Raw genomic sequence first — 24,494 nt, 5'->3', positions numbered from 1 at the left:
CCGCTTGTCAGGCACTGCCGCACCCCGCTCATCGCCTCAGACCCGCTGCTTCAGGGCGCTTGCGCGCAGACGCCCTATTAGGTACACAGGCCTGTGTGCTTAACCTAACCAACGGTCGGCCGGAACGCAAGCTATGCACACCGATCGGTACCAACTTGGATCTACCTCTGCTTCTCCGGTTCGGCGACGTGATGGCCACGAAGAGCGACTCTGCAGTAACGGGCGGGCTCGCTTTTGCCCGTCAGGTGGGGTGACCCGCGGTTATCGCTTTCAGGGGCGGTTACGGACGGGCAGGATCAGGAGGGTGTGGACACGGCCGGCATCTGCCGATGACTGGGCCGGGATCTGGCCGATCTGGCACGGACAGGTGTCTACCGGCGATCTACTCGTGTGGCGCCCGGACACGTCGGAGGCGGATGCCCAAAAACTGTGGATGCTGCCGCCTCCGGCCGTCGTGCTCGTGATGGAGGACGACGGGGGGGACGGGCGGATCGTCGCCTCCGCGCAGATCGCTCCCGCGCAGGCGGGCCTCGGCGACCACGTGGCGCAACTGATCTTCATCGTCGACCCGGCGCACGCCGCCGAAGGGCTGGAACGGGAGATCGCCCAGGCCGCGATCGAGCACGCCACCGAGCTTGGCTACCGGGCGATGCAGTCCACCGCGGTGGTCGCGGGCAACACCAGGATGGTCGCGATCTGGCGGGTGCTCGCGTTCCGCGTCATCGGCACGCTCCCGTCCGCCTTCCGCCACCCCCGCAGTGGCGAGGTGGACCTCTACGTCATGCACCGCTTTCTGCCCTACAAGACCTACCACCCCCGCCGCACAGACTGAGCCGCACCGGGAGGCCACCGGGCGTGCCTCCCGGCCGAGTTCTCGACTCCCCGGACGGCTGGCGGTTACCCGGACGGCTGGTCGGTCGGCCGGCCCGCGGCGGCGGCGTCCGTTTCCGTCTCCCGGTCCGTTCCCGTGTCCCAGTGGGGATGCTCGGCGCTTGCCCACCAGGTGGGGACGTAGCCGGTGCGCATCCCGGCTCGGGAGAACGGGTCGCGCGAGGCCATCCAGAGGTGGCCGCAGATCGCGAAGAAGATTCCGTAGGCGAATACGTCGTGGACGAACGTCGCGCCGGTGCGGTAGCGGTCCGGCACGTGAAGGTCGGCGCCGAACCACATCAGCAGGCCGGTGCCGAGGAAGACGACGATCGAGCCGGCGACGCCGGCGGCATAGAGCTTCTGGCCCGCGTTGAACTTGCCGCCCAGGCGCACCTCGCCCGAGTCCGCGGCACCAGGCGCCGGGACGGCGCCGATGGTCGGCCCGCCGGCGGCCGAGTCCCACGACTGGCGGCGAAACCGGCGGACGGGGCCGGCCGGCAGGTGGTCGCGCAGCCACACGCCGTCGGCGGAGCCGAAACGGTTGAGCTCGGCAGCGTCACGACGAAAGCCCCCGCTGTATCCGCTGAGCTGCCTCCGCCCGCGCGAGGCTTCGCCATCGTCGCGCGGGCTTTGGCTGTGTCGGCTGAGTTGCCTCCGCCCGCGCGTGGCTTCGCCATCGTCGCGCGGGCTTTGGCTGTGTCGGCTGAGTTGCCTCCGCCCGCGCGTGGCTTCGCCATCGTCGCGCGGGCTTTGGCTGTGTCGGCTGAGTTGCCTCCGCCCGCGCGTGGCTTCGCCATCGTCGCGCGGGCTTTGGCTGTGTCGGCTGAGTTGCCTCCGCCCGCGCGTGGCTTCGCCATCGTCGCGCGGGCTTTGGCTGTGTCGGCTGAGTTGCCTCCGCCCGCGCGTGGCTTCGCCATCGTCGCGCGGGCTTTGGCTGTGTCCGCTGAGTTGCCTCCGCCCGTGCGAGGCTTCGCCGCGATGGCTGAGCAGCCAGCCGAGCAGGGGCGGGATGGGGAGTGCCAGGCCGCTGTAGAGATGGATGGTCATCACCAGTGCTCGCCGGCCGACCAGGATCGAAAGCTGTGGCAGGTAGAGGACGGCGGCCGTCGCGATGCACACGCCGAACAGGAACGCGGTCGTGCGGTGCACCCAGCGGGTGCTCGGCCCGAACCGCCGGATCTCTCCGTCGCGCGGCCCCGTCGCCGTTTCTCCATATCCCTGGGACACCTGGCGGTCCTGCTTGTCCCGGCCCTGCCGGGTGGCGTCCATGGCTCAGACCGGCTCGTCGTCGCGGCCGTTGGACTTGCCGATCCAGGCGTCGACGTCGTAACCGCGCACTTCCCACCAACCCGGCGTCACCTTGTCCACCAGCTCGATCTCGCCAAGCCACTTGATCGACTTGTAGCCGTACATCGGGGCGACGTAGAGCCGGACTGGCCCGCCGTGTTCGTAGCTGACCGGCTTGTCCAGCATGCGCAACGCCACGAGCACGTCCCGGCGACGGGCCTGCTCGATCGTGAGGCTCTCCTCGTAGAGGCCGTCGAACGAGCGGAAGGTGACGGCCCTGGCCGAGGACTGGGTCGCCACGTGGTCGAGCAGGTCGGGGAGCAGGATGCCGGACCAGTGAACGTCGCTGACCCGCCAGCCGGTCACGCACTGGAAGTCCTCGGTCATCGCGGTCTGCGGCATGGCCTCCAGCTCGGGGAGCGTGAGCGTCATCGGCCGGTTCACCAGGCCATGCACCTTGAGCTGGTAGTCGGCGGCGGTGAGCCGCGGCACCGACGACGCCACTGAGTAGATCTCGAAACCGGTGCCCGGGATGAGCTCGGTGAGACCGGTCGGGTCCCGTTGGCGCAGCGGCGCGGTGACCTTGTCGACGCCCTCCTCGACCTCCGCGCCGACGGCCACGCCGGCGGCACCCAGGGCGATCAGCCCCAGCACCACCCGGCGACCCACCGGCGCGCCCTGCACCACGGCTTCCAGTGAACACCGTCCCGGCGGCGCGGTGAACCCACCCGGCAATCCGTTCGACTTTCGTAATAGTCGGCGCGTGGGCGGTGGTCAGCCAGGCGACGGCGGCGGCGGGCCGGTGGCCGGGCGGCAGCCCGGCCCACCGGCCTGTCGGCTGGGACTACGCCGTGACGTCGCGCCGCGCCAGGCTGGTGATGCCGGCCGTGGCGAACGCGACCGCGTAGAGGATCCCGAGCAGGAGCGGGCCGCGGTAACCGGAGTCCGAGGTGCCGCCCGTGCTGATGTTGGCGAACACGAGACCAGGCAGGTACTTGATCGCATCCGGCCAGGCGTTCTCGATGATGTGCTCCAGCGGGCCCGTCCAGGCGAAGGCGATGAGCACGGCCGCCGTGGTCGAGCGGATGAGCAGGCTCAGCGCCGTGCCCGCGATCGCGAAGCAGGTCGTCCCGACCAGCACGTTGAGATAGTCCTTGCCGGCCCGGCGCAGCGCGTCGTCCGTCCACCACTGCCCGGTGTCCACTCCCCGGATCCGCGCCATCAGCACCGCCGTCGCCGCGCTGATCACGAACGCCCCGATGAGCGCCACCACGAGGACGGAGAGGAGAGCGCCCATCCTGCCGACGAGCCAGGAGACCCGCCGCGGCTCCCGCATGAAGATCATTCTGATCGTGCCCTGGCCGTACTCGGTCGCGATCATCGCCGCGCACAGCAGGAGCAGCAGCAGACCGGTGAAGGTCGAGCCGATCCGAAATCCCAGGACGAGCCCTGCCGGCGTGGCCAGGGCGGACAGTGGCGGCAGCAGCCCGTCCGAGCTGCCGAACGCGCTGGGCGGGCCGTCCTTGGCGAGTGCGAAGGTCAGGACGGTCGACAGGACGGACAACGCGGCGAGCGCGCCGACCGCCGCCACGGTCGTCGGACGGCGCAGCTTGTGCGCCTCTGACCGGTAGCTGCGGGCTATGGCGAGCAACGGGCCGCGATCCGCCGATCGGCTTCGGCCAGCGGCAGGTGGGGCACCGTCGGTCCGGGCGGCGCCCCGGCCGTTGTCGGCCTGGTCGTCGAATGCCCGGACGCCCGTGGTCCGCTCGGCGCCGGCCTGACCGTCGAGGGGTTGTGTGGTCAGATGCTGGGCGGTCATGCCGCGTCTCCCATCAGCCGGCCGGCACCCTGGGCGACCAGGCCGGTGTAGCGCTCCTCCAGGGTCACCCGGCTCGGGGCGATCTCGACCAGCGTGATCCCATGCGCGTGCGCGGCCCTGTTCAGGTCGCCGAGCAGCGCGTGCATCGCCTGCCGGGGATCGTCGAGCTCGCTGTCCGGCGTGCCCGGCGCCGGCGGCCGTGCCGATCGGCCCGGTGCCCCTTCGGCGGGCAGCACCGCCGTCACCAGGTCGCCGGCACGCTCGACCGTGAGACCAAGCCCCGCCGCGAGGTCGGCCAGCATGCCGAGGTCGTCCAGGTGCTCGGGACGCAGCGTCACCCGTGCCGCGCCGGCGGACAGCAGCCCGTCCGGCGGGCCCTGGTAAGCCAGCTCGCCCCGGTCGACGACGATGATCCAGTCGCAGATCTGCTCGACCTCGGCGAGCAGGTGGGACGAGACGATGACCGTTCGCGGCCGGGCGACAATGGCGGAGCCTCGCCCGGCCGCGGACCCGTCAGCCGATATGGTTCGCGGCCGGGCGACAATGGCGGAGCCTCGCCCGGCCGCGGACCCGTCAGCCGATATGGTTCGCGGCCGGTTGTCGCGGACCGCCAGGTCACGGATCAGCTCGCGCATCAGCCGGATGCCCATCGGGTCCAGGCCGTTCGTCGGCTCGTCGAGCACCAGCAGGTCCGGGTCGCCGAGCAGCGCGGCGGCGATCGCGAGCCGCTGCTTCATGCCGAGGGAGTACGACCGCACCTCGTCGTCGGCCCGCTCGGCGAGTCCCACCTCGTCGAGCACCTCCTCGATCCAGGCGGGGTGGTACTGGCCGGCGAGGATCGCCAGGGCCTCGAGGTTGCGGCGGGCCGACAGCCGCGGGTAAAGCGCCGGGCTCTCGATCAGCGCGCCGACCCGCGGCAGGTAGCCGGCCGGCTCCGTCAGCGGGCGGCCGAGCACGGTGCCCCGCCCCGTGGTCGGGCGGACCAGGCCGAGCAGCATGCGCAGGGTGGTCGTCTTCCCGGCCCCGTTCGGGCCGATGAAGCCGGCCACCGCGCCGACCGGGATGCGCAGGTCGAGGTCGTGGACGACGGTCCGCCGGCCGTACCGCTTCGACAGGCCGCGCACGTCGATCGCGGCGGGATGCGCGTCCTCGACAGGCGGCGCCTCGCCGAACGGTGGGCCGGGCCGCGCGGCGACCTGAGCCGGAGGCCCTGCGGGCGGCGAGGCGGGAGGCGAGACGGGCCGGCTCTCCCCGCGTCGTCGTTGATGCGTTGACTGGGTCATGCCGATCAGCGTGCGGCGCGCGCCAGCTCCCGTCGTCGCCCCAGCATCGGCATCCGCCCTACGCCCACCGCCGTACCCGACCTACCCGCCCTACCGCTCAGGCCGAACGGGCGACGAAGGAGGGGCTCAGACGAGGCCGGCCTGGTTGGCGAGGACGGCGAGTTGAGCGCGGTCCCGAGCGCCGAGCTTGACCATGACGCGGCTGACGTGGGTCCGGGCGGTGGCGGGACTGATCACCAGGCGGCCGGCGATCTCGTCGTTGGACAGGCCATGGCCGACGAGCCCCATCACCTCCCGCTCCCGGTCGGTCAGCCCGTCGAGGTCGGGGGCATTGGGCGCGACCGGCCGGCGCGCGAACGCCTCGATCACCCGCCTGGTGACGGCCGGCGAGAGCAGCGACTCGCCGGCGGCGACGACCCGGATCGCCCGCAGCAGGTCGGCCGGCTCGCTGTCCTTCAGCACGAAGCCGGAGGCGCCGCCGCGCAGCGCCTCGAACACGTACTCGTCGAGCTCGAAGGTCGTCACCATGACCACCCGGGTATGACTCAGCGCCGGATCGTCGGTGATCTCCCGCAGCGCCGCCAGCCCGTCGAGCACGGGCATCCGGATGTCGAGAAGCGCGACGTCCGGCCTCGCGCGCCGCACCAGCTCGACGGCGGCCCGGCCGTCCTCCGCCTCGCCGACGAGCTCGAGATCGTCCTCGGTCTCGACGAGCACCCGCAGCCCCAGCCGGATCAGCGGCTGGTCGTCGGCCACCACGACCCTGATCAACGTTTTCCTCCACTACGGCTGCCAGCGCCGCCGGGACTGCCGCCAGGACCGCCGACCGGTCGCGCCCGGGTGACCGGGAGCTGCGCGCGCACGCGCCAGCCACCGCCCGGGCAAGGGCCGGCGGTCAGGCGCCCGCCCAGTTCCTCGGCCCGCTCGCGCAGGCCGGTGAGCCCGTGGCCCGGGGGTACCACCGGCTGGGCGGCCGGCGGGTCCGGAGCGTCGGCGACGTCGATGGACACGGCGCCGCCGGAGACCGTCACCTCGATGGTGACCCGCGACGCGGCGGCGTGCCGGAGCACGTTCGTCAGCGACTCCTGCACGATCCGGTAGGCGGCCAGGTCGACGTCGGCGGGCAGCGTGTCGAGTGGCCCGCTGGTCGACGCCTCGACCGGGATTCCGCATAGCCGGACCTCGGCGAGGAGGCTGGGCAGCCTCCCGAGCCCCGTCAGCGGCGTCCGGTCGGCCGTCCGCTCGGCGGCCCGCTCGGTCGCCGAGGACGGCGGCGGCGGCGACACCGCTCGCGGGGCGGGCACGGCCTGGTCCGCGGGTGATGGCTCCGGGCGTGCTGGCTCCGCCAGCGGCGGCTCCAGCGGGGCCGAGCCGCGCATGAACTGGCCGGCGCGGGTCAGCGCGAGGGTGGCGCGCAGCTCGTCGAGCGCCTCGATCGCCGTCCGGCGGATCGCCTCCAGCGAGAGCTGCGCCTGCTCGGGCCGGCGGTCTAGGACGTGCAGCGCGACGCCGGCCTGCAACGAGATGATCGACAGGCTGTGCCCGACGACGTCGTGAACCTCGCGGGCCATGCGCAGCCGTTCGTCGTCCACGCGCCGGCGGGTCGTCTCCTCCTCCGCCTTGGCCCGCCAGGCCCGATGCTCCCGGAGCAGCACGCCGCCGACGACCGGGAGCACGCCGAACAGCAGAACCACCCCCAGCCCGACGGAGAGATCCCAGCCGCCGCCCGTGTATCCGCGCAAGAAGCTCGTCAGCTCGCCGGTCGCGATCAGGATGGTGGCGCAGATCGCGCCCGCGGCGGCCACTCGGCGCTGGCTCGTCCGGCCGACGGTGAGCCCGGTTATCGCCACCGCGAGGAAGTAAGGGCCGTGCGGGTAGCCCGCCGCGAGGAGGGCGCCGACGAGCAGGCTCTGCGCGCCGAGCACGTACAGCGGCAGCCAGCGGCGGACCAGCATCCCGGCCGCGATCGCGGCGAGCAGGGCGTACCCCGCCGCGTCGATGGCCTGGTGCGCGGGGACCTGCGTCTCGCTCCATCTGGGTGCGGTCAGGAAGAACAACATCGTGAACGCGGCGGTGACCAGCAGGTCCCTCAGCAGGAACCGAAGGTTCCGCCGAAGCCACGTTCCGTCCATCCCGGCGACGGTAACCCCCAAAGCCGCCCCTGACATCCGGTCCGGCGCGTATCCCGCGCTACGCGCCGGGCCGTATCCGTTCGCGCTCCCGCCGTCGATCACGGGACGCTCGCGGATGCCGACGAAGCCGGCCGGCTTCCGACCGCCCGGTGGCTACCCGGCCGGCGGGCCGAAGGTGGCGGCCCGAGCGAGCGCGGCGTCGACCGCGCGGATGGCGAGGTCGAGACGGTCTGGCAGCGGACCGGTCAGCGGGATCCAGGAGTGGCCGGCGACGGTCAGGGCGTCGATGAACCAGGTGGTCATCGTGGCGCGGATGTCAAGGTCTCCCTCGCGCATGCCGTCGTCCTCCCAGGGCACATCCCGGTGGTCCGTGACCAGGTACAGCGCACGCGGCGGGAGGTTCGTCGCCCACGGCCGCGGGGGCCGGGCGTCCGGGCCGAGGTAGCGACGTTCCCAGATCATGGTGGCGAACGCGTCGGTGTCGCAGACGAGCAGGGGCGAGCCAGCCAGCGCCGCCGCGTTCTCCCTGCGGGTCTGCTCGCCGCCGACCTCGTCGAAGTCGTCGGCGGTCCAGGTGATGTCGGCAAGCTCGGGCGGGCGTTCGCCGCGCTTGGCCGCCGCGGCTCGCTCGGCGGCCCACTTACGCTCGGTCAGCTCGCGCCCGAACTCCTCGACCCACCGGGTGCGCGCCCAGGCCCCGCCGCGGGCTCGGTAGTGCTCGGCGAGCGTCCGGGAGATCGTCGTCGTGCCGGTCGACTCGGCGCCGACCACGACGATCCGGCAGGTAAGGCCGGCCCGCACCGGGGGCTCGAGCAGATCCCAGCCGGCGGCGAGGTCCGCCCGTACCCGGGTCGCGGACACCGGTATCCGCTCCCGACCAGGGTCGACCGGCACGTGGGCGCGCGCCCCGAGCCGGGCCGCGAGCTCGTCGCCGTAGGCCTCCGAGGAGAGGACCGCGTCGATGGGCGGCCGGCCGTGCTGTCGCAACGCGGCCCGCATCACCTCGACCTGTGCCGTCCACACGGTCGGGTTGGCCATGTCCACCGGCACGTCGCAAGAAATCCCGATCACGGTCACGTGCGGCGTGTCGGCGTGCGTCTCACGGAGCCAGGCCATTCGATCGGCGAGCGGGATCGTCTCGGTCGCGCCGGCCTCGACCAGGACGGTGACCTCGTCGCAGGTCCGCGCCGCCGTGTCGATGAGCTGGCGGTGACCTTGGTGCGGTGGGTAGAACTTGCCGACGATGAAACCGTGCCGATAGCGCGTCACCGACCGTCCGCTCCCGTCGTGGGGGTGGGTCCGGTCCGCCAGGACGAGCCACCGTAGGGCGATCCGTCGGCCGCCGCCTCGACCGCCGCGGACGTGACCGCGGCCGAGGGTGCCGCCGCCCGCCGCCAGTCGCGCAGGCCGAGCACGCACAGGCCGAGGAACAGCGCATAGACGGCATGGGACCGGGCCATGGGGTGTGGCGCCGGACGAGCCGTTTCAGGCGCCCCAGGCGCTGAAGTTCGGTCTCCGTTAGCGCGCCGGTAGCGTGGACCTCTTTCCCGGACGTTCCCGGGGGAGTACAAGGGGGCCGCGCGTGATCGTCGCGATCGAGGGGATCGACGGGGCGGGTAAGAACACGCTGACCAGGGCGTTGGCCGCCGCGTTGACGGCGGCCGGGCGCCGGGTCGGCACACTCGGGTTCCCGCGTTACTCGGTCGCCCCACTCGGGCCGGTGGTGCGGGCGATGCTCACCGGCGACCCGGCGCTGGCACCCCTCGGGGCCTCGGCGCGCGCCGGCGCCCTGCTGTTCGCGCTCGACCGGGCGAACGCGCGAGCCGAGCTCGACGCGGCGGCGGCCGGTGACGGGGTGGTACTGGTGGACCGCTACGTCGCCTCGAACGCGGCCTACGGCGCCGCCCGGCTACCGGCCGAGGAACGCGCCGGCTTCCGCGACTGGGTCGCCGCGATCGAGCTGGGCGACCTGGCGCTTCCTCGTCCGGACCTGCAGGTGCTGCTGCGGGTGCCTGTCCAGGTCGCCCGAGCTCAGGCGCGTTCCCGCGCGGCGGCGGACGCTGGGCGCGGCGTCGACAGGTTCGAGGCGGACGACGCGCTGCAGGCCCGGGTCGCGCACGAGTACGACGAACTGGCCCGCTCCGGCTGGGTCGCGCCGTGGCTCACCGTCGACCGCGCCGAGACCGCGGGCGCCTCGGCGCCCGGTGTCGACGCCATGGCGGCCACCGTCGACGCCGCCGTCGGGAAAGTGCTGCACAACCTGCGCTGACGCGTGGGTTGTGCCCTCCGGCGGGCTGTCTCAACTCGGCCGCGCGGCCGCGATGGTCTCCACCCGTCGTCCGCGTGTTGGTGCGTTCGGTGGTCGTGGCGGCACACTGACGGAAGTGGCCCGCGCGCGCGGGCTTCTGTGTCACCCATCTGGCCATGAGGGGTGCCCGTGAGCGATGGCGTCGGCATGTCGGCGGATGAGGACAAGGCGGCGCATATCGCGGCGGATCTGCGTTCGCGCGGCGTCGCGGTGGTGGCGTTGACCTGGGTCGACAACAGCGGCATCACCCGGGTCAAGGGCGTGCCGGTCGGCAGACTGGAACGAGCCGTCCAGGCGGGCGTCGGGGTCTCACCGGTGTTCGACGCGTTCGGGCTGACCGACGGGATCGCGTCCGGCCGCTATGCCGGGGGCCCGGTCGGCGACCTGCGACTGCGCCCGGACCTGGACCGGCTGGTGCCGCTGGCCGCCCAGCCGGGCTGGGCCTGGGCGCCGGCCGACCGGTTCGACCAGCTCGGCCGGCCGCATCCCCAGGACGCCCGGGAGGTCCTGCGCCGCCAGATCGACGCGCTCGCCGGCCTCCACGGCGGCGACGGCTTCCAGGCGCGGGCGGGCATCGAGATCGAATGGAACGTCTACGCCGAGGGCTGGCAGCACCTCTCGGCGCCAGGCTCGATAGCCAGGGGGCCCGCCTACGGCATGGATCGGGTGATCGAGCTTTCCGACTACCTGCGCGATGTCGTCCAGGCGCTGACCGAGCAGGGGCTGGTGGTCGAGCAGATCCACCCTGAGTACGCGCCAGGTCAGTTCGAGGTGTCCGTCGCGGCCGAGGACCCGCTCGGGGCGGCCGACAGCAGCGTTCTGGTCCGCCAGACCGTGCGCGCGGTCGGCGCTCGGCACCAACTGCGTACCTCGTTCTCACCGGCGGTCGTCCCAAACGGCGTCGGTAACGGCGGGCATGTGCACCTGAGCCTCGGGATGGAGGACAACCCACGCTGGAACGTGCTCATCGACGGGAGAGGCCCGGCTGGACTGAGCCAGCTGGGCGAACGGTTCGCCGCCGGGATACTCGACCACCTGCCCGCGCTGCTGGCGGTCGGCGCGCCCAGCGTCGCCTCCTACCTGCGGCTCGCGCCGTCGCGCTGGTCGGGCGCGTTCGCCTGCTGGGGGGTGGAGAACCGAGAGGCCGCGCTGCGGCTGGTGACCGGCCTCGCGGTCGGCGGACGGTCGGTGCACTCGCCGGACGTGGAGGCCGAGCTGGGCGTCAAGCTCAGCCCCGAGCGATGGGCCGCCGCGTCCCCGAACCTCGAGGTCAAGTGCTTCGACCTGACCGCCAACCCGTACCTGCTGCTGGCGGGCCTGCTGGCCGCCGGGCGGTCAGGTGTCGCGGCCCGCGAAGCGCGCCTGCCCGAGCCGGTCGACGTCGACCCGGCCTCGCTGGCGGAGGACGAGCGAGCGCGGCGCGGCATAGTGCCGTTGCCGGCCCGGCTCGCCGACGCCGTGACGGCGTTCGAGGCGGACGCCGTCCTGCTCGATGCGTTCGGCCCCGAGCTGCACGACACGATTCTTCTCGTCCGTCGAGCGGAGATCGACCAGTTCGCGGACGCCACCCCTGACGAGGTCGTCGCCCAGACGCTCTGGCGGCACTGACCAGCCGGCCAGAGGCGCAGCCGAACCGGTGGGGGCTCGCGTAGCCGGACCGCACGCCGCCCAGTGGCAGCGGCTCAGTGGCAGCGGAGGCCGTGGTCGGTCTGCACGCAGGTGGGCAGGTCGATCGGGGGGAGCTGTATTCCGCCTCCGCCCCCTCCGCCGTCGCCTGGTCCGGTGTCCGGGTCAGGCGACGGGGACGGCGTGGCGGTCCGCCGCGGGGTGGCGCCGCCTGACGGGCGGGTGGCGGGCGACGCGGCCGGGCTCGCCGTCCCGGTCGAGGTCGCGTCGTCTGACGCGGTCGAGGACGACGTCGGCGTGTCGCGCGCCGAGAACGAGGACTCGCGAGCGGGCGAGACCGAGATCTTGGGTGAGGGGCTCGTCAGCAGCAGGTCGGTGTTCTCGCTGCCGCCACCCAGTCCGCCGAACATCAACCCGATGGCCAGGGCGACGACGCCGAAGGTCGCGACCACGACTGGGAATGTGGTCACGTGCCATTTCCGGCGGCGATGGCTGCCCACGAGGAGACACTATGGACTACCTCACGTACCCGGCCGCCGTTGGGGCCGGCACGACCGTTTGAGCTGGCACCGCGCACCGGTGGGCCGGTCGCCCTCCCCGCGGCTGCGGAGGGAGTGGCCAGATCCTGCCCGGCTCAGGCCTGGGCGGCGAGCTCGCCGGTGGCCCGGCCGGCTCGGGCGGCCCGGGCGGCGCGCTTCTCCTCCTGGAGGGTGGCGAAGGCGTCGAGTCCCTCGAGGAAGGTCGCGACCTCGGCCCTGGCCTGCTCGGCCTCGCCGCCCAGGCCCTCCAGCGCGAAGAACTGCCACTGCCGCAGCACTGGCGTCACCACCTCGTCGTGGTGGACGCGCAGGTTGTAGATGCCGGCGTCGGCGATCTGGCGGGCCTTGCTCTTGAAGTCGAGGATGCCGGTGCCGGGCATGTCGAAGTTGAGGACCTCGTCGCGGATGGCCAACACGGTCAGGTCCGGGGCGAGCTCCAGCGCGGCGGTGACGAGGTTCCGATAGAAGATCATGTGGAGGTTCTCGTCGGCGGCGATCCGGGCCAGCAGCTTCTCGGCCACCGGCTCCTGGGTGAACCGGCCGGTGTTGCGGTGACTGATCCGGGTGGCCAGCTCCTGGATGGTCACGTAGGCCATGACCCGCAGCGGGGTCTTGTTGCCGCTGTCGTAGCCGAGCTCCATCTGGTGCATCCGGCCGCGTTCCAGCGCCACCGGGTCGACGCCGCGGGTGACCATCAGGTAGTCCCGCATCGCGATCGCGTGCCGGCCCTCCTCGGCGGTCCACCGGCCGACCCAGGTGCCCCAGGCGCCGTCGCGGCCGTACGCCGAGGCGATCTCCCGGTGGTAGCTCGGCAGGTTGTCCTCGGTGAGCAGGTTGACCTCGAAGGCGATCTGGGCGACGTCGGACAGCGCCGACTGCTCCGGCTCCCACGGCAGGGTGTCGAAGTCACGCCCCAGACCCCACGGCACGTACTCGTGCGGCATCCACTCGGCGGCGAGACCCAGGTGCCGGTCGATGTTCGCCGCGGCGACCGGCTCCAGCTCGCGCAGCAGATCCAGTTCCGTGGGTGAGGTCATGAACTGACCATCGCAGCTGGATGCCGGCCCGGCCATGTCCCAGCGGAGTGGACTTTCCGAGGCTGAACTGTTCCCGGGGAACAGTTACCTTGGATTGGTGACGTTCAGCGGTAGGTGACCGTGTGGGCGCGGAGGTCCCTCGGGAGCGAAGCGAGTGAGGGGCCGGAGCGCGGTGCCCGCACGGAGCGAACCAGAGACACTGTCCACAGCCGTCCACAGGTGACGGGGCGTTGGAAACCCCTGCACAGAGGACGGTCGAAGCCGGTAAGCCCGGTAGCGGGAGGCCGGTCGGCCTACTTGTACACAGGCCACCCCCACTTCTCCACAGGTTATCCACAGGCTGAGCTCGTGCGGAGGGCCAGCCATGCTTGCGGCGTGGCGATCCGGGGGAAGCCCTCGGCGTGTCGGTGCCACGGATCGAGACGCTCGAAACGCTCCCGCTGGTCGACCACCACTGCCATGGGCTGGTGCGGCGCGAGCTGGACCGCCCGGACTTCGAACGGGTCATGACGGAGGCCGACCAGCCGGGCCCGCCGGGTACCTCGTTCTTCGACAGCCAGCTCGGCTTCGCGTTGCGGCGTTACTGCGCGCCGGTGCTCGACCTGCCCGCGCACGCCCGGCCGGACGACTACCTCGCCCGCCGGGCGGAGCTCGGCGCCGACGAGGTGGCTGCGCGGATGCTGCGGTCCGCCGGCATCGTCGACTTCTGCGTCGACACCGGGTTCGCCCCGGAGCGGCTCACCAGCGCCGCGGATCTCGCCGCGGCCGCGGGCGGCCGCGGGCACGACGTCGTCCGACTCGAGCCGCTCGCCGAGCAGGTGGCGCTCGACATCGTCACCGGCCAGGTGGGCGTGGCCCACTTCCCCGACCAGGTGCGTGCCCGCCTCGCGGCGCGGGCGGCGGCCGGCGGCGGGCCGGGGGCCCGCCCCGCCGCCGGTGACAGGGCTCCCGTCGTCGGGGTGAAGTCGGTGGCCGCGTACCGGGTGGGCCTGGAGCTGCCCGCCGAGCGTCCCACCGACCGGGTGGTGATCGCGGCGGTACGGTCCTGGGTGGGCCGGCTGCGCGCCGGCGCCCCGATCCGGCTCGCGGATCCGGTGCTGCACAGCTTCCTCATCTGGACGGGCGCCGACCTGGGTCTGCCGATACAGATCCACACCGGCTACGGGGACACCGACCTGCACCTGACGCGGGCCAACCCGCTGCTGCTCACCGAGCTACTCCGGGCGCTCGCAGCCACCGAGGCACCGGTGCTGCTGCTGCACTGCTACCCGTTCCACCGGGAGGCGGGCTACCTGGCGCAGGTGTTCCCGCATGTCTACCTGGACGTAGGCCTGGCGACCCACAACGTCGGGCGGGCGAGCGCGACCGTGCTCGCCGAGGCGCTGGAGCTTGCGCCGTTCGGCAAGTTGCTGTTCTCCACGGACGCGTTCGCTCTTGCCGAGCTGTACCTGCTGGGCGCGCGGCTGTTCCGCCGGGCCCTCACGGCCTTCCTGGCCGCGGGCATCGCGGACGGCGACTGGACGACCGACGACGCGGACCGCGTCGCCGTCATGGTGGGCGCGGGCAATGCGCGCCGGGTCTACGGCCTGGCGGAGCCGGCCGGCGAGCCGGCGGCGGTGAAGCGGCCAGCCGGCGCGGCGAGCAGGCGGGCCCCGGCCAAGCGGGCGCCGGCCAAGAAGGCGGGACCCGCGAAGCCGGCCGTGGCGAAGCGACCGGCGGGGCGGCCGAGCGCGGCCGAGCCGGCCAAGCGGGAACCGGCCAAGCGGGAACCCGCCAAGAAGCCAGCCGCTGCCAAGCGGTCGGCGAAACCGCCATCCGGCGCCGGCTGAGCTCGTGCCGGCCGAGCTCGTGCCGGCCGAGCTCGTGCCGGCCGAGCTCGTGCACGTGAGGGTCGTTCACACAGCGCGGGTCACACCCCGAGGCCGCGGCCGATGATCTCCTTCATGATCTCGGTGGTGCCGGCGTAGATGGTCTGCACCCTGGCGTCGAGGTAGGCGCGGGCGACCGGGTACTCCGTCATGTAGCCGTAGCCGCCGTGCAGCTGCAGGCAACGGTCGATGAGCTTGACCTGCAGCTCCGTCGACCACCACTTCGCCATCGCCGCGTCCTCGGCCGTCAGCTTGCCGGCGACCAGCTCCTCGATGCACCGATCGATGAAGGTGCGTACCACCTGGGTCTCGGTGGCGAGCTCGGCGAGCAGGAACCGGCTGTTCTGGAAGCTGCCGATCGACTGGCCAAAGGCCTTGCGGCTCTTGCAGTACTCGACGGTGTACTGGAGCACCGCCTCCATCGACGCGGCGGCGAGCACCGCGACCGAGAGTCTTTCCTGGGGCAGGTTGCCGACGAGGTGCAGGAATCCGGCCCCCTCCTCGCCGATCAGGTTCGCCGCCGGTACCCGGACGTCGTCGAAGAACAGCTCGGCGGTGTCCTGCGCCTTCATCCCGACCTTGTCGAGGTTGCGCCCGCGGGTGAAGCCGGGCATCCCGCGCTCCACCCCGAACAGCGAGAGCCCGCGGCCGCCCTTCAGCTCGGAGGTGCGCGCGGCGACGACCACGAGGTCGGCGTGAATGCCGTTGGTGATGAACGTCTTGGAGCCGGAGAGAAGCCAGTCGCTCCCGTCCCGGCGGGCCGAGGTCCGCATGCCGCGCAGGTCGCTGCCCGCGCCCGGCTCGGTCATCGCGATCGCGGTGACGATCTCGCCGGAGCAGAAGCCGGGCAGCCAGCGCCGCTTCTGCTCGTCGGTGCAGAGCTTGATGAGGTAGGGCGCCACGACGTCGTTGTGCAGCGCGTAGCCGAGGCCGGTGGTGCCCGCCCGCCCGCACTCCTCGGTGACGACGGCGTTGTAGCGGAAGTCGTCCTGCCCGCCGCCGCCGTACTCCTCGGGAACGTCGAATCCGAGGAAGCCCTGCTTGCCGGCCTCCGTCCAGACCGCCCGGTCGACGATCCCGGCCTTCTCCCAGTCGGCGTGGTACGGCGTCACGTGCTCGGCCAGGAAGGCGCGGAACGCATCCCGCAGGAGTAGGTGTTCCTCGCCGAACAGGGTGCGCCGCATGATTTCCTCCGAGTACCCGCCGGCCGCCGGAGCGCGGCGGCCGTCCGAGGCCGCGCGCCGCGTCGCGCCCGGCCTCGTTGGACAGTGGCGGACTAGACGATAGCTAACAACTGTTATGCGATTCTCGTGATCGGCTGATCGGCTGATCGGCGGGGGCACGCATGCCCCGGTTCCCGCCGGGCGCGAGGCGATCGGGAGGTCCGGGGCGCGAGGCGCTCGGCTCAGCTGGCCGCCGGCGGGATGCGCAGGCCGCTGACGACGGCCTCGAAGACCGCGCGCAGCTCGTCGAGATCGGGGCCGGCCAGTCCGGCGGCCCGGCCGGTGAGCAACCCGATCGGGGCCAGGTAGAGGAACCAGGCGACGGCGTCGGGGGAAAGATCGTCGCGTAACTCGCCGTCCTGGCGCGCCTGCTCGATGGCGCCGCGCACCAGCTCGAACCGCTCGCGCAGCACCTCGCCGAGCGCCTTGCGTAGCGTCGGCTCCCGGCGGGCGGCGACGATGGCCTCGAGCAGCAGCGCCTGCTCGCGGGACAGCCGACGGCCGGCCGCGGTCGACGTGGCGGCGGCCAGCAGCGCGTCGCCGAGCTCGCCGTGCCCGACGTGCGCGACCGCCTGCACGGCATGGTCGACGGCCCGTCCGGCGGCGTCGGCGAGCAGCGAGGCCATGTCCGGGTAGTGCGAGTAGATCGCGCCGGTGGTCACCCCCGCCCGGTCGGCGATGTCACGGACGCGAACGCCGTCATAACCCCGTTCGGCGAACAGGTCGACGGCGGCGGCGAGCAGCCGGTCCCGGGTGACCTCCGGCTGGCGACGGCGCCCGGCGGCGGGACTGCGCAATGCCATCAGCCCAGTCTGCCTGCCAAAACGCGCGTTCGTTGTGAGCGCGCACTGTTGGTCGTGGATCGGGCGGGCCTGGTAGTCATCCCGGGATGGAAATCCCGACACCGGTAACGATGGGTTGATCTCGGATGGCGCTGTGGCGTCGGGCCAAGGCCCTCGCCGGCCGAGGACGCCGCCGGCAGCCAGTGGACCAGACGTCAGGGGACCAGCCGTCAGGGGAACAGAGAATCGGCCGACCGGTCAGGTGACCGGTCGGCCGAGCCCCGTCGGCCTACGTGATGGCCGGCCTAGGCGCTGTAGGTCGTGGCCGAGGGCGGCGGGCAGTCGAGCGCCAGGTCGGCGCGGGCCTGGGGCGGCACGAGCGTGCAGCCGACCTCGAAGCTGCCGAGCTGCGCCAGCTGCCAGCCGGACGCGGTCCGACGCAGCACGCCGTAGGCGCGGTCGACGTCGGCGGTGACCGGCGTCAGCTCGGCCCGCGCCCAGTTCGGGTCGCTGCCGGCGATCTCGATGTCGGCGACCTCGTAGGAGGTCGGGGAGACCAGGCTGGTCAGCTCGCTCGACCGGATCGCGGCAGTGATCGCCGCCGCGTCCGCGGGCGACGGCGCGACCGCCGCGCCGGCGGTGGGCTGGGCCGCGCCCGAGGCGGCGCCGACGGCCCCCGCCGCCGGCGGCGCGCTGTTCGGGGCCGTCGCGCCGGTGGGCGCGTTGCTGATGGACGTGGTCGCGTGCGTGGCGTTGGTGGCGCCCTGCGAGCTGGTCGCGAAGGCGACGGCGCCGCCGATGGTGACCACGCTCGCGACCGCGACCGTGGCCGCGGGCATGGCGATGCGCCGCGCAACCACGGCCCGGGAGGTCGCCTGGGTCGCGGGGCGAGCCGCGTGCCGACCGCCGGAACGGCGGTGGGGCGCGGCGGTGGCTACCCGCGGGGCGGTCCGGGAGTCGACTCGGTGTCGGGCCATGGTTTGCACATCCCCAAGTGTGCTCGGCTCATTCAGGTGAATCGCGGCGAGAAACGGTCGGACTGCTGACAGACCACTCTGGTATTTGGCGCACGACTGTGTACGAAGCGTCGCGGATGCGGAATACCCGATCAATAGCCCGCTCGTGTCCCGGTGTGGGCGCCTCGATGCCGCGGCGCCCAGGAGTGCCCCTCGGACGTGGTCAGGCCGCGCGGCTGACGGCGTCGGCCGTGGTCCGGTCCGCGGCGTCGTCGGTGCTGACGTCCGCGCCCGCGGCCGAGGGGTCCTGGCCGGTCGAGGCGACCTTGCCCGCGGCGGGCACCGCGGTGACGTCGCCGTAGGGGAAGGTGGTCGGGCTGGTGCTGGTCATCGCGGTCTCCTCGTTGAGACGTCGGGGCGGAAGTCGCTGTGGTCCGTTCGTTGCCGGCCGTGCGCCGATGGGCTCAGCGGGCAGCGGGCAGCGGGACGACTGTGCGTCAGCGCGGCACCGCGGAGCGACGGTGCCAGCCAGCGAGCCGCCGGGGAGGCCAGCACCACCCAGGTGGGGCGGTTATCCCGCTTCCCCTCGGCGCGAGAACACGTTGGAATCCTGGTGTCCCCGAACTACGGGGTGATCCGCGCTGTCCGGACCAGGCCTGCCAGCCCGCCAGGGGCGCGATCATGCGGTTGGAAACACGCCCCCGGAGGCGGACGTCCTTGGGAACATGGGAACGCGACGCCGGCCGTCGCGAGGTGCGGGAGCTGGGCCGGGGAGACGGGGTGTGGATGCGTACCGCTGTCGGCGCGATCGCGACGGGCCAGGGCTCGGCCGGTCCAGGTGGCGCGGGCACGCCTGCCGCGCCCACGCCCGGTGAGGGCATCCCCGCCGAGCACACCCGCGCCGAGGGCGTCGCCGACGACCCGGCGGGCGGCCCCGAGCGGTGGGAGCCCTCGTCGGAGCCGGTCGTCGCCGTGGTCGGCGTGCACCGGACCTTCGACGCGGAGGTGGCCCCGGTCCAGGCGCTGCGCGGGGCGTCGCTCACGGTCTGGCCCGGTGAGTTCGTCGCCGTCACGGGTCCGTCCGGCAGCGGCAAGTCCACCCTGCTCAACGTCATCGCCGGGCTGGAGCGCGCGGACGACGGCTCCGTGGTCGTCGCCGGGCAGGCGCTCGGCGAGCTGTCCGAGACCAGGCTCGCCCGGCTGCGCCGCCGGCACGTGGGCATGGTGTTCCAGTTCTTCCACCTGCTGGAGAGCATGACGGCGGCCGACAACGTGGTGCTCGCCGCGCGGCTCGCCGGTCTCGGCCGGCGTGCCGCGATCCGCCGCGCGCAGGACCTCCTCGACGTGCTCGGCCTGCTGGAACGAGCCGAGGCGCTGCCCGCGACGCTGTCCGGTGGCCAGCGTCAGCGGCTCGCCATCGCCAGGGCGCTCGCAGGGAGCCCGACGCTGCTGCTCGCCGACGAGCCGACGGGCGCGCTGGACTCCGCCGGCGCCGCCGAGGTGCTCGACCTGTTCACCAGGCTGCACGCGCGGGGCCAGACCATCGTGATGGTCACCCACGACGCCGCGGTCGCGGCCGGCGCGCAGCGGATCGTGACCATGCGCGACGGCCAGGTCGAGAGCCCGTCCGTCCGCGAGGACCTGCCATGACCGGACGGCCTGGACGCGGCGAGGTGCGCCGGTGAGCCTGCTGCCGCCCGCCGCGGCGCCGGGCGCGCGCGAGACGACGCCGCGGCCGCGGCGCCTGCTGCTGATCGCCGCCGTGCTCGCCGCCGCCGGCATCGCCGCGCTGTGCGCCGTGCCGCGGCTGTTGGGCGCCGGCTACCCGCCCTGGTGGTTGCCGATCGCGGCGGCGGTGCTGCTGCCCGTCGCTGGCACGGTCGCCGGTTGGTTCGGCGGCCCACGGCGGCACGCGGAGCAGGTGCTGCTTCTCGGCGCTGACGTCGCCTCGTTCGCGCTGGTCGGGGCCGGTGCGCTCGCCGCCTCGGTGGTCGCGCTCGGCCGGATCCCCGCCGACAACGGGGCCGGCTTCCTCATGCCCGTCCTGGTGAGCGCGGCGACCGCGGCGACGCTCAGCGTCGCGCTGCGGATACCGGCCAGGCGCGCGGCCCGCCGAGCCGTGCGCGGCGGGCGATTCCGGCCCGACGACGTGCTGGCGACGTTCGGCGAGCAGACCAGCCGGGACGTGCCGCTGGAACAGGCGCTCGTGCAGCTCGCCGACGCGCTGCGCCGCACGCTGACGCTTCGCCGCGTCGAGATCTGGACCGGGGCCGGCGGACGGCTCACGGCCGCCGTCGTGCTGCCGGAGCCCCCGCCGCGCCGGTCCTTCGATCCGCCGCCGGCCACGCCCACACCCACGGCGGCCACGGCCACGGCGGCGGCGGCCAACCAGGGCAGCGGGTCCGAGCGCGTCGACAACGGCCTGGGCCGGGGCCGGCCGGGCGGCACGCTCACCCTGTCCGCCGGAGACCTGGTAGCCCTGTCGCGAGCCAGGGTGGCGGGTCCCGGCTGGCTGACGCTGTGGGTGCCACGGCTGGTCTGGGCGCGGCCGGGCACCCAGCTGCGCGTCGTCCCGGCGCGGGCCAGCGGCGCGCTGCTCGGCCTGCTCGTCGTCGAGCGGACGGTGGACGACCCGCGGTTCAGCGAGGCCGAGGACCGGCTGCTCGCCGAGCTCGGCACCCGGTTGGGCGCCGTGCTGCACAACCGGCAGCTCGACGCGAACCTGCGGGATGCGCTGGTCGACCTGCGCCGGGTGAACGACGAGCTGCGGGTGTCCCGGGCCCGGCTGGTCGCCGCCGCCGACGCCGAGCGGCGCCGGATCGAGCGGGACCTGCACGACGGCGCCCAGCAGCAGCTGGTATCGCTCGCGATCGGCCTGCGGCTGGTGCGCGACCTGGTCACCGAGGACGCCGAGGCCGCCGATGAGCTGATCGGCGAGATGGCCGAGCAGGTGAGCGCCGCGATCGCCGAGGTACGCAACCTCGCGCAGGGCATCTACCCGCCGTTGCTGCGCTCCTCCGGCCTGACCGAGGCGCTGCGGGCCGCGGCCGCTCGCTCCCCGCTGGGCGTGCGGCTGGCCACGGACGGCGTCGGCAGGCACGGGCCGGACGTCGAGGCGGCCGTCTACTTCTGCTGCCTGGAGGCACTGCAGAACGCCGCCAAGCACGCGCCCGGCAGCCAGGTGGAGATCGTCCTGACCGAGCGCGAGGACGCGCTGGCGTTCACGGTCGCCGACGATGGCCCCGGTTTCGACCCACGGCGGCGGCTCGCTGGCCAGGGCCTCACGAACATGCGCGACCGGATCGGCGCGATCGGCGGCTCGCTCGTGATCGAGTCGGCGCCGGCCGCGGGCGTGCGGCTGGACGGCGTCGTCCCGCTGGCCGACAACACGGGCAGCGTCGCCAGCGGCCTCGCCGCTCCTTCCACCGGTCGCGTGACCCCGTCCGCCAGTGCCAGCGTCAGTGCCGGTGCCGGTGCCGGTGTTGCCGGCCGTGGTGATGGCGCCCCGGACTCGGTCGCCGCGGTCGCGTCGGTGGCCGTCGCTCCTTCGGCGGCTGGCGGGGCGACAGCCGCTGGCGGGCCGGCGACCACAGGCGGCGGCGACGCGCTGACGGGCGGCGTTCCTGCCGGCGCGGCCGAGCCGGACGAGCGCGCGACGCCGGTGCCGGGCGAGCCCGGTCGGAACGGCGGCTGAGACATGGCAGCCCCGGTGTTCGGCGCCGTCCGCATGATCGCCCTCGGGCAGCTGCGGCGCCGCTGGCCCAGCCTGGTCGCCCTCGGGCTGCTCGTCGGGCTGGTCGGCGCGGTCGTCGGCGGCGCGGCCGCGCTGACCCGGCGCACCGGGACCGCGCCGGCTCGGCTCGAACGCGCGACCGCCGTGCCGGATCTGCAGATCACCGTGCCCGCCGGGCCGGGGCTCGCGGCCAGGGCCGCGGCGGTCGTACCCGGCCTGCAGTCCGTCTGGGTCACCGCGGCGTCCGCGGCCCGGGTGGAGAACCGGCCGGGCGTCGTGTACCTCGGGATGCTCGCCGGCCACCCGGTCGGCTCGGACGTCGGCGTGTACACGCCGGTCGTCGTGAAGGGCCGGAACTACGACCCGAACGCGGCGGAGGCGGTCCTCGACGAGCGGACCGCCAGGTCACTCGGGGTCAAGGTCGACGACGTCCTGACCCTGCGGGCGCTGACCAGGGACGACTACTTCAACTTCGACACCGGCTTCGGGACGCCGCACGGGGCACGGTTCACGGTGCGGGTGACCGGCCTTGTCCGGATGGCCGGCGCGACGGCCCAGCAGACACCGCTGCTGCTCTCGCCCGCCGTCGCCGGCGACATCGCCACCGTCGGCATCACCGTCATGATCAAGCTGGTGTCGGCGCCGGACGCGGTGGCCCGTGCCGACACGGCGCTCGCCCGCGCCGCGGCGACGGCCGGCGACGAGCAGGACCCCCAGGCGGCCGAGTTCCCGCTCCTGGAGGTGCAGCATCCGGCGACCGACTCGGACGCCCGGGTCGGGGCCACGACCCGGGTGCTGCTGACCGGCCTGGTCGCGTTCGCCGTCGTCGTCGGGGTGACCGGGCTCGCCACCGCCGCGGTGGCGTTCGGGCGCCATCACTACGCACGGCTGACCGAGCAGCGGATCGAGGCCGTGCTCGGCGTGACGCCGGCCGGCAGGGCGGCGGCGCGGGTGCTCGCGGCCGTCCCGGCGGCGGCGCTCGCCGGGCTGGTCGCGGCGACGGGGCCCCTGCTCGCCGGCCGGCTGGAACCGATCGGCCCGCTCGCCGACCTGGAACCCCATCCTGGCTACACGCCCAACCTCGCGGTCGCGGGGATCACCGAGGTGGCCGCCATCGGCCTCGTCCTGGCCCTCTCGGGATGGTCGGCGGCCCGCGCCGGCCGCGGCCGGGCCGCCACTGGGGCCGCGCGCGCCGCCGGCCCGGTGCGGGCCAGCTGGCTGAGCCCCGGCCCGGCCTGGGCGGGCCCAGCCTGGCTGTGGGTGGGCACGCGGTTCGCGCTCACCGGACACCGGCCGTCGTCGGGCCGGCGCCCATCGGTCATCACCGCCATGATCTCGGTGGCCGCGCTGGTGGCGGCGGCGACGGTCGCGCACGGCATCGACCGGCTCATACGCGATCCCAGCCGTTACGGCTGGACCGCCGACCTCGACCTGCTGGATGCCCGGCCCGACATCGTCGCGCGGCTGAAGGTGGACCCCTGGATAGCCGCCGTCAGCCTGGTCGCCCGGTCGACGGTGCTGGCGGGCGACGGCTGCGACCCGGCGGATACCGCCGATGAGGGCCCCAGCAAGGGGAGCCGGGCGGCGCCCGCGGCGAGGCCGGGTCCCGGCTGCGTGGAGGTCACCGCGTACGCCGTCCACTCGGCCACCGGCCAGCAGGGCTGGACGATGCTCTCCGGGCGAACTGGCCGAGGCCCCGGCGAGGCGGTGGTCGGAACGCACGCCGCCCATGACCTCGGCGTCGAGGTCGGCGACGTCCTCAACCTCGCGCCCAGCCCAGGCGACGGCGACGGGGCACGGGTCACCGTGGTCGGCATCGGCCTCGGGCCGCCGGTCGGCGGCGAACGGCTCGGTGACAACCTGCTGCTCGACCCGGGCGTGCTGGAACGGACCCAACGGACGGCACCCTGGTGGGACGGCCTGGTCACCGCCGCCGACGGCGTGCCGGTGGCGTCGCTCGTCGGCGACCTCGGCGACGAGTACGAGGTGGCACCGCGGCAGCCGCCGACGGAGGTCGCGAACCTGGGCGGCATCGGCAGGCTGCCGGAGGTGCTCCAGATGGTGCTCGGCGGCCTCGCGGCCATCGCGCTGGTCCATTCGGTGACGACCAGCTGGCGCCGGCGCGCCGGCGAGGCCGGCGTCCTGCGCACGCTCGGGAGCACGCCGGCGCAGACGGCCGCGGCCGCGGTGACGGCGGCCTGCGTGACGGCGCTCGGCGCGGTCGGCGTCGGGATTCCCCTCGGCCTCGGGGTCGGGCGCCTGGTGTGGTGGGAGATCGCGAGCGCGACCGGTGTCGGGGGCGACGCCGCGTTCCCGGGCGGGCTGCTGCTGATGTTGCCGCCGGCGGCGCTGGTCATCGGAGCGCTCGCCGCTCTCGTCCCGGCTCCGCGCAATGCCTGGCTGCGGCCCTCGGTCCACTCGCGGTCCGGCTAGGCCAAAGGCCACGCGACGATGGCGGAGCCTCGCGTGGCCGGAGGCCGTCAGAGGCGACCTAGGAGGCGGTCGGAGGGCGGGGCGGCCGCGGCGCGGGCTGTCCGCCGGCGACAGGTGGCCGGTGGGCGGTAGCCGGTAACTGGTGGCTGCTGGCTGGGGTCAGTCGCCGTCGAAGGGGCGGCGTTCCCAGAGCGCGCGCAGGACGGCGGGCGCGAGATCCGCCTTGTGCAGGTAGTCCATGCCACTCTCGGCGACGGTGGCCGGGAGCTCGGTCTTGCCGTAGGTGGAACAGAGGATCACGACGGTATGCGGGTCGGCGTCGCGGATCCGGCTGCCGGCGGCGACGCCGTCGATGCCGGGCAGGTTCACGTCCATCAGGACGAGGTCCGGGCGTAGCGACTCGGCGGCGGCGACACCTGCCTCGCCCGTGTCCGCCTCGCCGGCCAGGACGAATCCCGGCGCGCGCCGGACGACGGCGCGTACCGCTAGGCGAAAGGGCCGCTGGTCGTCCACGACAAGGACCGAGACGGCGGAGGGGGAGGTCATGAATTCAGTGTGTCCGCCCGTCCCGTTCTAACCCAGGATGCGACCACCCAAG

The 24,494-nt window shown here is 73.7% G+C and carries 22 protein-coding genes; 7 read left to right on the top strand and 15 right to left on the bottom strand.

Annotated features, from left to right (window positions below; genetic code table 11):
- The first annotated feature begins 133 nt into the window (after positions 1-133).
- Positions 134-832, top strand: coding sequence for a GNAT family N-acetyltransferase (locus FRCN3DRAFT_RS0204535; protein ID WP_335341698.1), 699 nt, complete (start codon positions 134-136; stop codon positions 830-832).
- A 65-nt stretch (positions 833-897) separates the two neighbouring features.
- On the opposite strand, the gene FRCN3DRAFT_RS57350 is transcribed toward FRCN3DRAFT_RS0204535, so the two are convergent.
- From FRCN3DRAFT_RS57350 to FRCN3DRAFT_RS0204490, 8 genes are all read right to left on the bottom strand, one after another.
- Positions 898-2,139: a hypothetical protein gene (locus FRCN3DRAFT_RS57350; RefSeq protein WP_198535938.1), complete on the bottom strand. Its 1,242-nt coding sequence runs from the start codon at positions 2,137-2,139 to the stop codon at positions 898-900.
- A gap of 3 nt (positions 2,140-2,142) precedes the next feature.
- The gene (locus tag FRCN3DRAFT_RS0204520; RefSeq protein WP_007518364.1) at positions 2,143-2,841 is read right to left on the bottom strand and encodes a molybdopterin-dependent oxidoreductase; all 699 of its coding nucleotides are present in this window, start codon (positions 2,839-2,841) and stop codon (positions 2,143-2,145) included.
- A 160-nt stretch (positions 2,842-3,001) separates the two neighbouring features.
- Positions 3,002-3,976: an ABC transporter permease subunit gene (locus FRCN3DRAFT_RS0204515; RefSeq protein WP_007518366.1), complete on the bottom strand. Its 975-nt coding sequence runs from the start codon at positions 3,974-3,976 to the stop codon at positions 3,002-3,004.
- Positions 3,973-5,100, bottom strand: a complete 1,128-nt coding sequence (locus tag FRCN3DRAFT_RS42625) for an ABC transporter ATP-binding protein (RefSeq protein ID WP_007518368.1) — start codon at positions 5,098-5,100, stop codon at positions 3,973-3,975. The genes FRCN3DRAFT_RS0204515 and FRCN3DRAFT_RS42625 overlap by 4 nt, the downstream gene beginning before the upstream one ends.
- Before the next feature lie 285 nt (positions 5,101-5,385).
- A complete protein-coding gene (locus FRCN3DRAFT_RS0204505; RefSeq protein WP_007518370.1) occupies positions 5,386-6,030 on the bottom strand; it encodes a response regulator in 645 nt (214 codons plus the stop codon).
- Positions 6,027-7,391 (bottom strand): sensor histidine kinase, encoded by a 1,365-nt coding sequence (locus FRCN3DRAFT_RS0204500; protein ID WP_051466134.1) that lies wholly within the window; start codon positions 7,389-7,391, stop codon positions 6,027-6,029. The genes FRCN3DRAFT_RS0204505 and FRCN3DRAFT_RS0204500 overlap by 4 nt, the downstream gene beginning before the upstream one ends.
- 153 nt (positions 7,392-7,544) lie before the next feature.
- The gene (locus FRCN3DRAFT_RS0204495) at positions 7,545-8,660 is read right to left on the bottom strand and encodes an AAA family ATPase (protein WP_007518374.1); all 1,116 of its coding nucleotides are present in this window, start codon (positions 8,658-8,660) and stop codon (positions 7,545-7,547) included.
- Positions 8,657-8,851, bottom strand: a complete 195-nt coding sequence (locus FRCN3DRAFT_RS0204490; RefSeq protein ID WP_007518376.1) for a hypothetical protein — start codon at positions 8,849-8,851, stop codon at positions 8,657-8,659. Before FRCN3DRAFT_RS0204490 ends, FRCN3DRAFT_RS0204495 begins: the two co-directional genes overlap by 4 nt.
- Positions 8,852-8,973: 122 nt before the next feature.
- Here FRCN3DRAFT_RS0204490 and FRCN3DRAFT_RS0204485 point away from each other — a divergent pair, with 122 nt between their 5' ends.
- On the top strand, positions 8,974-9,660 hold the full coding sequence (locus tag FRCN3DRAFT_RS0204485) for a dTMP kinase (RefSeq protein WP_007518378.1): 687 nt from the start codon (positions 8,974-8,976) through the stop codon (positions 9,658-9,660).
- A gap of 186 nt (positions 9,661-9,846) precedes the next feature.
- Positions 9,847-11,307, top strand: coding sequence for a type I glutamate--ammonia ligase (locus FRCN3DRAFT_RS0204480; RefSeq protein WP_027140250.1), 1,461 nt, complete (start codon positions 9,847-9,849; stop codon positions 11,305-11,307).
- A gap of 74 nt (positions 11,308-11,381) precedes the next feature.
- On the opposite strand, the gene FRCN3DRAFT_RS49155 is transcribed toward FRCN3DRAFT_RS0204480, so the two are convergent.
- Both FRCN3DRAFT_RS49155 and FRCN3DRAFT_RS0204470 read right to left on the bottom strand, forming a co-directional pair.
- Positions 11,382-11,795: a hypothetical protein gene (locus FRCN3DRAFT_RS49155; protein WP_007518382.1), complete on the bottom strand. Its 414-nt coding sequence runs from the start codon at positions 11,793-11,795 to the stop codon at positions 11,382-11,384.
- Positions 11,796-11,959: 164 nt separating this feature from the next.
- Positions 11,960-12,901, bottom strand: coding sequence for an acyl-ACP desaturase (locus FRCN3DRAFT_RS0204470; RefSeq protein ID WP_007518384.1), 942 nt, complete (start codon positions 12,899-12,901; stop codon positions 11,960-11,962).
- A 401-nt stretch (positions 12,902-13,302) separates the two neighbouring features.
- Between FRCN3DRAFT_RS0204470 and FRCN3DRAFT_RS57035 the strand changes: the two genes are divergently transcribed.
- Entirely contained in the window at positions 13,303-14,730 is a 1,428-nt protein-coding gene (locus FRCN3DRAFT_RS57035) for an amidohydrolase family protein (RefSeq protein WP_007518385.1), read from the top strand.
- Between the two features lie 80 nt (positions 14,731-14,810).
- Here FRCN3DRAFT_RS57035 and FRCN3DRAFT_RS0204460 read toward each other — a convergent pair whose 3' ends face one another.
- The 4 genes from FRCN3DRAFT_RS0204460 to FRCN3DRAFT_RS53865 all read right to left on the bottom strand — a co-directional run bounded on the left by FRCN3DRAFT_RS0204460 (position 14,811) and on the right by FRCN3DRAFT_RS53865 (position 18,121).
- On the bottom strand, positions 14,811-15,953 hold the full coding sequence (locus FRCN3DRAFT_RS0204460; RefSeq protein WP_007518387.1) for an acyl-CoA dehydrogenase family protein: 1,143 nt from the start codon (positions 15,951-15,953) through the stop codon (positions 14,811-14,813).
- A 221-nt stretch (positions 15,954-16,174) separates the two neighbouring features.
- Positions 16,175-16,795 (bottom strand): TetR/AcrR family transcriptional regulator, encoded by a 621-nt coding sequence (locus FRCN3DRAFT_RS0204455; protein ID WP_007518389.1) that lies wholly within the window; start codon positions 16,793-16,795, stop codon positions 16,175-16,177.
- A gap of 284 nt (positions 16,796-17,079) precedes the next feature.
- The gene (locus FRCN3DRAFT_RS0204450) at positions 17,080-17,751 is read right to left on the bottom strand and encodes a hypothetical protein (RefSeq protein ID WP_232793918.1); all 672 of its coding nucleotides are present in this window, start codon (positions 17,749-17,751) and stop codon (positions 17,080-17,082) included.
- Positions 17,752-17,953: 202 nt separating this feature from the next.
- Positions 17,954-18,121 (bottom strand): hypothetical protein, encoded by a 168-nt coding sequence (locus FRCN3DRAFT_RS53865; protein WP_007520510.1) that lies wholly within the window; start codon positions 18,119-18,121, stop codon positions 17,954-17,956.
- Between the two features lie 326 nt (positions 18,122-18,447).
- Between FRCN3DRAFT_RS53865 and FRCN3DRAFT_RS42610 the strand changes: the two genes are divergently transcribed.
- The 3 genes from FRCN3DRAFT_RS42610 to FRCN3DRAFT_RS0204430 are packed head-to-tail and all read left to right on the top strand — an operon-like array spanning position 18,448 to position 23,896.
- On the top strand, positions 18,448-19,380 hold the full coding sequence (locus FRCN3DRAFT_RS42610) for an ABC transporter ATP-binding protein (protein ID WP_007520512.1): 933 nt from the start codon (positions 18,448-18,450) through the stop codon (positions 19,378-19,380).
- 31 nt (positions 19,381-19,411) lie between these two features.
- Positions 19,412-21,424, top strand: a complete 2,013-nt coding sequence (locus FRCN3DRAFT_RS42605) for a sensor histidine kinase (protein ID WP_007520514.1) — start codon at positions 19,412-19,414, stop codon at positions 21,422-21,424.
- 3 nt (positions 21,425-21,427) lie between these two features.
- A complete protein-coding gene (locus FRCN3DRAFT_RS0204430) occupies positions 21,428-23,896 on the top strand; it encodes an FtsX-like permease family protein (protein WP_051466132.1) in 2,469 nt (822 codons plus the stop codon).
- Between the two features lie 159 nt (positions 23,897-24,055).
- Here the strand turns inward: FRCN3DRAFT_RS0204430 and FRCN3DRAFT_RS0204425 are convergent, their stop codons facing one another.
- The gene (locus tag FRCN3DRAFT_RS0204425) at positions 24,056-24,442 is read right to left on the bottom strand and encodes a response regulator transcription factor (RefSeq protein WP_007518162.1); all 387 of its coding nucleotides are present in this window, start codon (positions 24,440-24,442) and stop codon (positions 24,056-24,058) included.
- Positions 24,443-24,494: the final 52 nt, after the last annotated feature.

This window comes from Pseudofrankia saprophytica (assembly GCF_000235425.2).
Classification (GTDB): domain Bacteria; phylum Actinomycetota; class Actinomycetes; order Frankiales; family Frankiaceae; genus Pseudofrankia; species Pseudofrankia saprophytica.
The sequence above is the reverse complement of the archived record's forward strand: the minus strand, read 5'-3'. Positions and strand labels throughout refer to the sequence as shown.